Source organism: Pseudomonas sp. BGI-2 (assembly GCF_004310295.1).
Taxonomy (GTDB): Bacteria; Pseudomonadota; Gammaproteobacteria; order Pseudomonadales; family Pseudomonadaceae; genus Aquipseudomonas.
This window is the reverse complement of record NZ_SISB01000019.1, coordinates 102,461-111,994: the sequence shown is the minus strand read 5'-3', so window position 1 is coordinate 111,994 and position 9,534 is coordinate 102,461. Positions and strand designations below refer to the sequence as shown.

Here is a 9,534-nt window from a genome sequence, read left to right as displayed (position 1 = left end):
TCTCGCGGAGTAACTTGCGATGCTGATAATCTTGTTGACTATCAGTCTGACTCCACAAGCACCCACACGAATTGCTTGATTCAGTTGTTAAAGAGCGGTTGGTTAAGATCTTTCGTCTCAACCGAGGCGCGCATTCTACAGCAGCCTCTGTTGCTGTCAAGCGGTTATTTTCAGAAGTTTTCAAAGTTTCCTTTGCAACTTCAACCACTTGCGCTTCCGATCTCTCGTTAGCGGGAGGCGAATTCTACAGCGTTACTCGCTGCTGTCAACACCTCTTTTTCTCCGCTTTCGACCGAGAAGATCGAACCGTCAATCAAGCCAAACCCACCCGCTTGATCAACTCCTTCTGGGCTTCGATGACCTGAAGCAACTCACTGTCGAAAACTGCGTAACTCTTTGTTTACCAAGGAGTTTTCCGTTTCGACTGCGCCGGAAGTGGGGCGAATTATAGACTTCCAGAATCTGCCGTCAACCCCTAATTTCAGCTTTACTCGGATTTGAGCGTAATACGCGCAAATGCCTTCTTTCCCGCCTGGCAAACATGGGTCGCGCCCAGTACGTATATAAAGGTGCGATCGACAACCTCACCATCTATACGCACACCACCGGAACCCAGCAGGTCTCGAGCGACGGCCGAGTTCTTGACCAGGCCCGCCTTATTAAGGACGGCAGCGATCGGCATGTCTTCAGTCGCGGTCAATTCGATCTCTGGCAGATCGTCCGGCAGCTCGCCTTCCTTCATACGGTTGCCCGCCGCACGGTGAGCATTGGCCGCAGCCTCTTCACCATGGAAACGTGCAACGATCTCTTCGGCCAGCTTGATCTTGATATCACGCGGGTTGGCACCCGCCTCGACATCGGCACGGAATGCATTGATCTCATCCATGGAGCGGAAACTGAGCAACTCAAAGTAGCGCCACATCAGCGCATCCGGAATAGAGACCAGCTTGCCGTACATGACACCCGGCGCCTCCTGGATACCGACGTAGTTGCCCAAGGACTTGGACATCTTCTTCACGCCATCCAGACCTTCGAGCAGCGGCATAGTCAGGATGCATTGAGCCTCTTGACCATAACTGCGCTGCAGCTCACGTCCCATCAGCAGGTTGAACTTCTGATCGGTACCGCCCAACTCGACATCCGCGCGCAAAGCGACCGAGTCATACCCTTGAACCAACGGATAGAGGAACTCGTGAATAGCGATTGGCTGGTTGGTGGTGTAGCGCTTGTCGAAGTCGTCGCGCTCAAGCATGCGAGCCACGGTGTACTGCGAAGTCAGACGAATGAAGTCCGCCGGCCCCATCTGATCCATCCAAGTGGAGTTGAACGCCACTTCGGTCTTGGCCGGATCAAGAATCTTGAAGACTTGAGTCTTGTAGGTCTCGGCATTCTCGAGAACCTGCTCGCGAGTGAGCGGAGGACGTGTCGCGCTTTTGCCGCTCGGATCACCGATCATCCCGGTGAAGTCACCTATAAGGAAGATGACCTGATGACCCAGCTCCTGGAACTGGCGCAGCTTATTAATAAGCACGGTATGACCCAGGTGCAAATCCGGCGCAGTCGGATCGAAGCCTGCCTTAATACGTAGCGGCTGGCCACGCTTGAGCTTTTCGATCAGCTCGGACTCGACCAACAGTTCTTCCGCACCACGTTTTATCAGCGCTAGCTGCTCTTCAACCGACTTCATAACAGACCCGCAAGGCTCGAATTCAAAGGGAACCAACCATACAAGATCACGCGTCAAATACAAAGTTTGGCCGGCGCAATGACGCCAATCCGCTGGCAGAGTGACCACGGACTTGCTTCAGAGATGATTTGGTTATATTTTATACAGTTATTTCATCTTCATCATGTCATTCATCTTTTCCAATTCATCTTTTTTCAAAGTCAAAAATTACCCATGACCAAAGAATCGTCTAAAGCGCCACCGCTTTACCCGAAGACCCACCTGCTCGCAGCAAGTGGTATCGCCGCTCTTCTGAGCTTGGCGCTTCTGGTATTCCCTTCCAGTGATGTAGAAGCCAAAAAGACGACCCTGAGTCTTGAACTGGAAAGCCCTGCTGAACAACTGACACAAGATCAAGACGCTGCCGAAGCCGTTCAAGCCACAAATGAGCCGGCAGCCTCCCCTTTCGCGCAGATCGAAAACAGTGCGGAAGAACCTCAGAAAACAGCCCAGGCTGCACCAGCGCCGGCACCTGTCGTCGAAGAAAAGAAGGCACCAGGCCATAAGGAAGTGATCGTTTCCAAAGGCGATACTCTCTCCACGCTGTTTGAGAAAGTCGGCCTTCCAGCCACTTCCGTGCATGAAGTACTGGCCAGCGATAAGCAGGCCAAGCAATTCAGCCAACTCAAACACGGCCAGAAACTCGAATTCGAACTGACCCCCGACGGCCAGCTGACCAACTTGCACAGCAAGGTGAGCGACCTCGAAAGCATCACCCTGACCAAGAGTGACAAGGGCTATACGTTCAACCGCATTACCGCCAAGCCTACCGTGCGTTCTGCCTACGCTCATGGCGTGATCAACAGCTCGCTGTCGCAGTCTGCCGCGCGTGCCGGCCTGTCCCACAGCCTGACCATGGACATGGCCAGTGTGTTTGGCTATGACGTCGACTTCGCCCAGGATATTCGCCAGGGTGACGAGTTTGATGTGATCTATGAGCAGAAAGTCGTCAACGGCAAGGCTATCGGCAACGGTCCGATCCTTTCCGCACGCTTCACCAGCCGCGGCAAGACCTACACCGCCGTGCGTTACACCAACAAGCAAGGCAACAGCAGCTACTACACCGCTGATGGCAACAGCATGCGCAAGGCGTTTATCCGCACTCCGGTCGACTTCGCCCGCATCAGTTCGAAGTTCTCCATGGGCCGCAAGCACCCGATCCTGAACAAGATCCGCGCCCACAAAGGCGTGGATTACGCAGCACCACGCGGCACGCCGATCAAAGCGGCCGGTGACGGCAAGGTGTTGCTGGCAGGTCGCCGCGGCGGCTACGGCAATACCGTGATCATTCAGCATGGCAATACCTACCGTACGCTGTACGGCCACATGCAAGGCTTTGCCAAAGGCGTGCAGACAGGCGGCACCGTCAAACAAGGCCAAGTGATCGGCTACATCGGTACTACCGGCCTCTCCACCGGCCCGCACTTGCACTACGAGTTCCAGGTCAATGGCGTGCACGTCGACCCACTGGGCCAGAAGGTTGCGATGGCTGACCCCATCTCCAAAGCGGAACGCGCACGCTTCCTCGCGCAGAGCCAGCCGTTAATGGCGCGCATGGACCAAGAGAAAGCCACCATGCTGGCTTCGAAGCGCTAAATCATGACGCTCTATATAGGTGTGATGTCCGGGACCAGCCTCGATGGCCTGGACATCGCGCTGATCGAGCTGACTCCGGCGATCAACCTGATCGCCACGCACTACACCCCGATGCCTGATTCCCTGCGCGCCGAGCTGCTTGGCTTGTGCGCCAGCGGCCCGGACGAGATAGCCCGTTCCGCCATCGCCCAGCAAAACTGGGTGAAACTGGCAGCGCAGGGCATTAACACCCTCCTCCACCAGCACAACCTGAAGCCCGAAGACATTCGCGCGATTGGCAGCCACGGCCAGACCATTCGCCATGAACCGGCACGCGGCTTCACGGTGCAAATCGGCAACCCTGCGCTGCTGACCGAGTTGACCGGAATCACCGTGGTCAGCGACTTCCGCAGCCGTGATGTTGCCGCTGGCGGGCAAGGCGCACCTCTGGTTCCAGCCTTCCACGAAGCCTTGTTTGAAAAACGTGTCGGCAATCGCGCGGTATTGAATGTTGGCGGATTCAGCAACCTCAGCCTGATCGAGCCCGGCAAGCCTGTCGCCGGTTTCGACTGCGGCCCGGGGAACGTCCTGCTGGATGCCTGGATTCATCAGCAGCGCGGCGACAACTTTGACCGTGACGGCCAATGGGCTGCCAGCGGCAAGGTTGAACCGGTTCTGCTGAATGAATTGCTGAGTGATCCGTTCTTCGTAACCAAAGGCCCGAAAAGCACCGGCCGCGAAGTGTTCAACCTGTCATGGCTGACACAACATTTAGCGAAACTGCCACCCTTCGCGACTGAAGACGTGCAAGCAACTCTGCTTGAGCTGACCGCACTGACCATCGTCGAGTCACTGCAGCACGCCCAATCGGACACTCAGGAATTGCTGATCTGCGGTGGTGGCGCGCACAACGCCACACTGATGAAGCGCTTGGCCAGCCTGTTGCCAAACGCGACCGTCAGCAGCACCGCCGCTTACGGCGTGGACCCGGACTGGGTCGAAGCCATGGCCTTCGCCTGGCTGGCCCATTGCTGCCTGGAAGGCATCGCTGCCAATCGCCCAAGCGTCACCGGTGCCCGCGGCCTGCGCGTACTCGGCGCCATCTACCCGGCATAAACTCCACACAGCAAAACGCCGCAAAGCCCTGAAGCCATGCGGCGCTTGATAATGCGGTGAAGCGCGATCAGATCGAGAACGAAGAGCCGCAGCCACACGTGGTGCTGGCGTTCGGGTTCTTGATCACGAAACGCGAACCTTCCAGACCTTCCTGATAATCCACCTCGGCACCGGCCAGGTACTGGAAGCTCATCGGATCTACGACCAGACTCACACCTTCGCGCTCGACGATGGTGTCGTCATCGGCCACTTCTTCATCGAAGGTGAAGCCGTACTGAAAACCTGAACAACCGCCACCCGTAACGAATACGCGCAGCTTCAAGCGATCATTCCCCTCTTCATCGACCAGGCTCTTCACCTTGTGCGCGGCACCGTGGGTGAATTGCAAAGCGGTGGGGGTGAAGGATTCGACGCTCATGCTGACTATCTCCCGGCGTTACGCCGCCATAATGCGTGATGACGCGCATTATCCGCTTCTCCTAGAAAATCGGTCAACTATTGTTACGGTATATCAATAAACCCGATTGCCGGCGCAAAACGCAAAAAGGCCCGTCAGACGGGCCTTTTTGCTGACCAGGATAAAGCCCTACGGCAGCATACCGGCGTGGGACAGGCCCAGACGTTCATCCAGACCAAACAGGATGTTCAGGTTCTGCACCGCCTGACCCGACGCACCTTTGACCAGGTTATCGATCACCGACAACACCACTACCAGATCACCGTCCTGCGGACGATGCACGGCAATACGGCAAACGTTGGCACCGCGCACGCTGCGGGTTTCCGGATGGCTGCCGGCCGGCATTACGTCGACGAACGGTTCGTTGGCGTAACGCTTTTCAAACAGCGCTTGCAGATCCACCGAGCGATCGACGACGGTCGCGTACAACGTCGAGTGAATGCCGCGAATCATAGGCGTCAGGTGTGGAACGAAGGTCAGGCCGACGTCCTTGCCCGCTGCACGACGCAGGCCCTGGCGGATTTCCGGCAAGTGACGGTGACCTTTGACGGAGTAGGCTTTCATGCTTTCCGACGTCTCGGAGTACAGCGAACCCACAGAGGCGCCACGGCCCGCACCGCTGACACCGGATTTGCAGTCAGCGATCAAACGGCTGGTATCGGCCAGGCCCGCTTCGAGCAACGGCAGGAAACCCAACTGCGTCGCCGTTGGATAGCAACCCGGGACGGCGATCAGGCGAGCTTCCTTGATTTGCTCGCGATTGACTTCCGGCAAACCGTAGACCGCTTCTTCCAGCAGTTCCGGCGCACCGTGCGGCTGGCCGTACCACTTGGCCCACTCGACAGGGTCTTGCAGACGGAAGTCCGCCGACAGATCGATGACCTTGGTCCCGGCTGCCAGCAGTTCGCCAGCCAGCGCATGAGCAACACCGTGAGGCGTGGCGAAGAACACCACATCACACGCACCCAGCGTCTTGATGTCCGGAACGCTGAAAGCCAGGCCGTCGTAGTGGCCTCGCAGGTTCGGGTACATATCAGCCACGGCAAGTCCGGCCTCGGATCGGGAAGTGATCACTACCACTTCAGCTTGCGGATGCTGTGCCAACAGACGCAGCAGTTCGACACCGGTGTAACCCGTGCCGCCGACGATACCGACCTTGACCATAAACCTGCCCTCAACGAACCCACTGGAAAGCCGTCGATAATAGGGGCCGCGCAGCCCTGCGACAACTGTCAAGGTGACGTGCGGCGGCTCAAGCCTCTACTATTCGGGCTACCGTGAACCTGGGAATAACTAAAAATGCTTTATCTGTGGCTCAAAGCGCTTCATATCATCAGCATGGTCTGCTGGTTTGCCGGCCTGTTTTACCTGCCGCGCCTGTTCGTTTATCACGCCCAAAGCGAAGACACCGTCAGCAAGGAACGCTTCAGCATCATGGAGCGAAAGCTGTACCGCGGCATCATGGGCCCGGCGATGATCGCCACCCTGATTTTCGGTATCGCGCTGATCTGGCTTAACCCAAGCATTTTCAGTCAAGGTGCCTGGATTCATGCCAAGTTGACGCTGGTGGTGATCCTGATTGGCTACCACCACATGTGCGGCGCACAGGTAAAACGTTTTGCCCGTGGCGAAAACACCCGCAGCCATGTCTTTTATCGCTGGTTCAATGAAGTGCCGGTTCTGATATTGCTGGCTATCGTAATTCTGGTCGTCGTTCGGCCGTTCTAACTCCAATAGGCACAACTCACCGGGGTACTTCCAATGTCGCTGCCCGCTTTGCTCGAACAACGTTTGCGCCTGCCCGTGGTGGCTGCGCCGATGTTCCTGATTTCCAATCCGCAATTGGTGCTCGCCTGCTGCCGTAACGGCGTGGTGGGCAGTTTCCCCGCGCTGAACCAGCGCGAGAGCAGTGGCTTCAAGGCCTGGCTGGAAGAGATCGAAGCAGGGTTGGCGACACTGGAGAACCCGGCGCCTTACGCGGTGAACCTGATCGTCCACAACAGCAACCCGCGACTGCAAGCGGACCTTGCTATCTGCGTCGAGCATAAAGTGCCGATCGTGATCACCAGCCTCGGCGCCGTGAAAGAACTGGTCGACGCCGTCCACAGCTATGGCGGCCTGGTGTTCCATGACGTGACAACGCGTCGACATGCCGAGAAAGCCGCCGAAGCCGGTGTGGACGGTTTGATCGCCGTGGCAGCAGGCGCCGGTGGACACGCCGGGACCTGGAGCCCGTTCTCGCTGATTGCCGAGATTCGCCAGTTTTTCGACAAGACCCTGCTATTGGCGGGCTGCCTGAACCACGGCCACGAGGTTCTTGCGGCGCAATTGCTTGGCGCGGATCTGGCCTACTTCGGTACGCGATTTATCGGCACCACTGAAAGTCATGCGCCTGACGCCTACAAAGAGATGTTGCTGAATTCCAGAGCCGCGGACATCGTCCATACTCCGGCGGTCTCGGGTGTACCGGCGAGTTTCATGCGTCAAAGCCTGGAGGCTGCCGGTTTTGACATGGCGGCACTGCAAGGCAAAGGCGAGGTCGACTTCGGCTCCAAACTCAAACCCATCAGCGATGAAGCCAAAGCCTGGAAAACCGTATGGTCCGCGGGCCAGGGTGTCGGGGAAATCGATGATTTGCCGAGCGTCGATCAATTGGTCGCACGGCTGGACGCGGAGTACCGCAAGGCACTGGAACTGGCGGCACAGCTGCCTAAACGCTGGCCGCGCTGAGATGAAAGTTTGGCCAGCCCGCTCCGGCTGGCCTTACACTCCATGCCCGTAACATTTCCTCATTCAAAAACTCGCGACAAGGATGCCTCGCAATGAGCGACAACCGTTTCAAGATCGTGTTCGACGGCGCTCTGCTGCCAGGCGTTGACGTCACCACCGCCAGACAGAATCTGGCCGCGCTGTACAAAAGTGAGGTCGCGGCTGTCGAGCGACTGTTCACTGGCAAGACGGTTACGCTCAAACAAGACCTGTCGCAAGTTGACGCGCAAACTTACCTTCAGGCGCTGAACAAAACCGGCATCGATGCTCGCATCGAAAGTGAATCATCCATAGAGCTGAACCTGGCCGACGCCCGCGAACACGCGCCCGCCAGCAGCCAACCGGTATTCGCCGACCCCGCATCCCCTTACGCACCGCCCCGGGCCACTGTCGGCGAAAGCTTGCCCGCGTACGCTCCACTCAAGCCATTCAGCGTCGAAGGCCGCATCGGTCGTTTGCGTTATCTGGCCTGGACGATGTCCCTGACGCTGGTCACGCTGGCCGTCGGTTCGCTATTGGCCATTTTCGCCTTCGCCATCATCAGCGCCGATTCGACCACTGGCCTGATTCTCGGGGGCTTGGTGGCATTCACCCTGTTCATTGCCATGGCGGTCGTGAGCATTCAGATCAGCGTTCAGCGTCTGCATGACATCGGCTGGTCCGGCTGGCTCTGGCTGCTGAACCTGGTCCCGTTCGTGGGCAGCTTCTTCCCGTTTGTGATCATGATCGCTCCGGGCACCAACATCGCCAATCAATATGGCGCACCACCTCCACCTAACACCACAGCGGTCAAAGTGCTGTCTTCGCTGTGGGTCGTGTTGATTGCCATCGTCTTGATTGGCGCACTGGCAGGAGGTCTTACGGCGATCCAGGAAGAGTATGAAACCGCGGCCGAAACCAGCTTTGACAGTAGCTCGGTGACTACCGAAGAAGTTGAAGTCGAGCCGGCCGCAGAGGCCGAGCAAGCACCCGACTCTGCAGACGATGAAGCCGAATAAGCCCCCGCCCCTGTAGACTCTGCGAAAGTATGAACAGCGCTCCCCGCCCGTGACACCCGCGTCGCCGGCGCGGAGCTGTTGCGATGGAGAACTGCATGACCCGTTACGCTCTGATCACTGGTGCTTCCAGCGGCATCGGCCTGGCGATGGCCGAAGCGCTGGCCCGCCGTGGCCGCAGCCTGATTCTGGTGGCCCGTCAACGTGATCAGCTGGAAAGTATTGCAATTGAACTGACCCAACGGTTTGGCGTGGAAATCTTGTTCCGCGCCTGCGACCTTGGTGAGCCGTTACGACTGTCCGGGTTCCTGCTGGAACTGGAAGAAGGTGACCGGCAAATCGATTTGCTGATCAACTGCGCCGGCATCGGCACCTGCGGGCCATTTCTGGCCCAGGACTGGATGACCGAGCAGGACCTGATCGAAGTGAACATCCTGGCACTCACCCGTTTGTGCCATGCCATCGGAAACAGCATGGCCTTGCAGGGGGGCGGGCAGATTCTGAACGTCGCTTCAATGGCGGCATTCCACCCCGGGCCGTGGATGAGCACGTATTACGCCAGCAAAGCCTACGTGCTGCACTTTTCCGAAGGGTTGCGCGTCGAGCTGAAGAAATGTGCGGTCAAGGTCTCGGTGCTTTGCCCCGGCCCGACACGTACGGGGTTCTTCCGCACCGCGCAATTGAACACCGGCAAACTGGCCGACAGCAAAATGCTGATGAGTCCCGAAGAAGTGGCGCTGTATACCGTGCGGGCCATGGAGAAAAATCGCGCGATCATCATTCCGGGTCGAGGGAACCGCTGGCGCGCCCTTCTGCCGCGGCTCGGCTCTCGCTGGTTGATCCGGACAATCGCTGGCATGGTCAACAAGGCCTACTGCCCGCGCTGACCAGACCTG

The 9,534-nt window shown here is 57.9% G+C and carries 10 protein-coding genes; 6 read left to right on the top strand and 4 right to left on the bottom strand.

Going from position 1 to position 9,534, the window contains the following annotated elements:
- On the bottom strand, positions 1 to 208 hold a 208-nt coding region (locus EYC95_RS30365), incomplete at its 3' end, for a hypothetical protein (RefSeq protein WP_218568847.1).
- A 279-nt stretch (positions 209 to 487) separates the two neighbouring features.
- Entirely contained in the window at positions 488 to 1,687 is a 1,200-nt protein-coding gene (gene tyrS, locus EYC95_RS14865) for a tyrosine--tRNA ligase (protein WP_131061026.1), read from the bottom strand.
- Positions 1,688 to 1,900: 213 nt separating this feature from the next.
- Between tyrS and EYC95_RS14855 the strand changes: the two genes are divergently transcribed.
- A complete protein-coding gene (locus tag EYC95_RS14855) occupies positions 1,901 to 3,322 on the top strand; it encodes a peptidoglycan DD-metalloendopeptidase family protein (RefSeq protein WP_131061025.1) in 1,422 nt (473 codons plus the stop codon).
- Positions 3,323 to 3,325: 3 nt separating this feature from the next.
- Complete coding sequence (locus EYC95_RS14850; RefSeq protein WP_131061024.1) at positions 3,326 to 4,417, top strand: anhydro-N-acetylmuramic acid kinase; 1,092 nt, start codon at positions 3,326 to 3,328, stop codon at positions 4,415 to 4,417.
- A gap of 67 nt (positions 4,418 to 4,484) precedes the next feature.
- Here the strand turns inward: EYC95_RS14850 and erpA are convergent, their stop codons facing one another.
- Positions 4,485 to 4,835, bottom strand: a complete 351-nt coding sequence (gene erpA / locus EYC95_RS14845) for an iron-sulfur cluster insertion protein ErpA (protein WP_007947969.1) — start codon at positions 4,833 to 4,835, stop codon at positions 4,485 to 4,487.
- A gap of 168 nt (positions 4,836 to 5,003) precedes the next feature.
- Positions 5,004 to 6,038, bottom strand: coding sequence for an N-acetyl-gamma-glutamyl-phosphate reductase (gene argC, locus EYC95_RS14840; protein ID WP_131061023.1), 1,035 nt, complete (start codon positions 6,036 to 6,038; stop codon positions 5,004 to 5,006).
- Between the two features lie 135 nt (positions 6,039 to 6,173).
- Here argC and hemJ point away from each other — a divergent pair, with 135 nt between their 5' ends.
- The 4 genes from hemJ to EYC95_RS14820 all read left to right on the top strand — a co-directional run bounded on the left by hemJ (position 6,174) and on the right by EYC95_RS14820 (position 9,525).
- A complete protein-coding gene (hemJ, locus tag EYC95_RS14835; protein ID WP_131061022.1) occupies positions 6,174 to 6,602 on the top strand; it encodes a protoporphyrinogen oxidase HemJ in 429 nt (142 codons plus the stop codon).
- Positions 6,603 to 6,635: 33 nt separating this feature from the next.
- Complete coding sequence (locus EYC95_RS14830) at positions 6,636 to 7,604, top strand: nitronate monooxygenase family protein (RefSeq protein ID WP_131061021.1); 969 nt, start codon at positions 6,636 to 6,638, stop codon at positions 7,602 to 7,604.
- Positions 7,605 to 7,696: 92 nt separating this feature from the next.
- Positions 7,697 to 8,641 (top strand): DUF805 domain-containing protein, encoded by a 945-nt coding sequence (locus tag EYC95_RS14825; protein WP_131061020.1) that lies wholly within the window; start codon positions 7,697 to 7,699, stop codon positions 8,639 to 8,641.
- A gap of 95 nt (positions 8,642 to 8,736) precedes the next feature.
- Positions 8,737 to 9,525: an SDR family oxidoreductase gene (locus EYC95_RS14820; protein WP_131061019.1), complete on the top strand. Its 789-nt coding sequence runs from the start codon at positions 8,737 to 8,739 to the stop codon at positions 9,523 to 9,525.
- Positions 9,526 to 9,534 lie beyond the last annotated feature (9 nt).

Coding starts and splice junctions, on each gene's coding strand:
- tyrS (WP_131061026.1), bottom strand. CDS start 1,687: ATGAAGTCGGTTGAAGAGCAGCTAGCGCTGATAAAACGTGGTGCGGAA.
- EYC95_RS14820 (WP_131061019.1), top strand. CDS start 8,737: ATGACCCGTTACGCTCTGATCACTGGTGCTTCCAGCGGCATCGGCCTG.
- hemJ (WP_131061022.1), top strand. CDS start 6,174: ATGCTTTATCTGTGGCTCAAAGCGCTTCATATCATCAGCATGGTCTGC.
- erpA (WP_007947969.1), bottom strand. CDS start 4,835: ATGAGCGTCGAATCCTTCACCCCCACCGCTTTGCAATTCACCCACGGT.
- argC (WP_131061023.1), bottom strand. CDS start 6,038: ATGGTCAAGGTCGGTATCGTCGGCGGCACGGGTTACACCGGTGTCGAA.
- EYC95_RS14825 (WP_131061020.1), top strand. CDS start 7,697: ATGAGCGACAACCGTTTCAAGATCGTGTTCGACGGCGCTCTGCTGCCA.
- EYC95_RS14850 (WP_131061024.1), top strand. CDS start 3,326: ATGACGCTCTATATAGGTGTGATGTCCGGGACCAGCCTCGATGGCCTG.
- EYC95_RS14855 (WP_131061025.1), top strand. CDS start 1,901: ATGACCAAAGAATCGTCTAAAGCGCCACCGCTTTACCCGAAGACCCAC.
- EYC95_RS14830 (WP_131061021.1), top strand. CDS start 6,636: ATGTCGCTGCCCGCTTTGCTCGAACAACGTTTGCGCCTGCCCGTGGTG.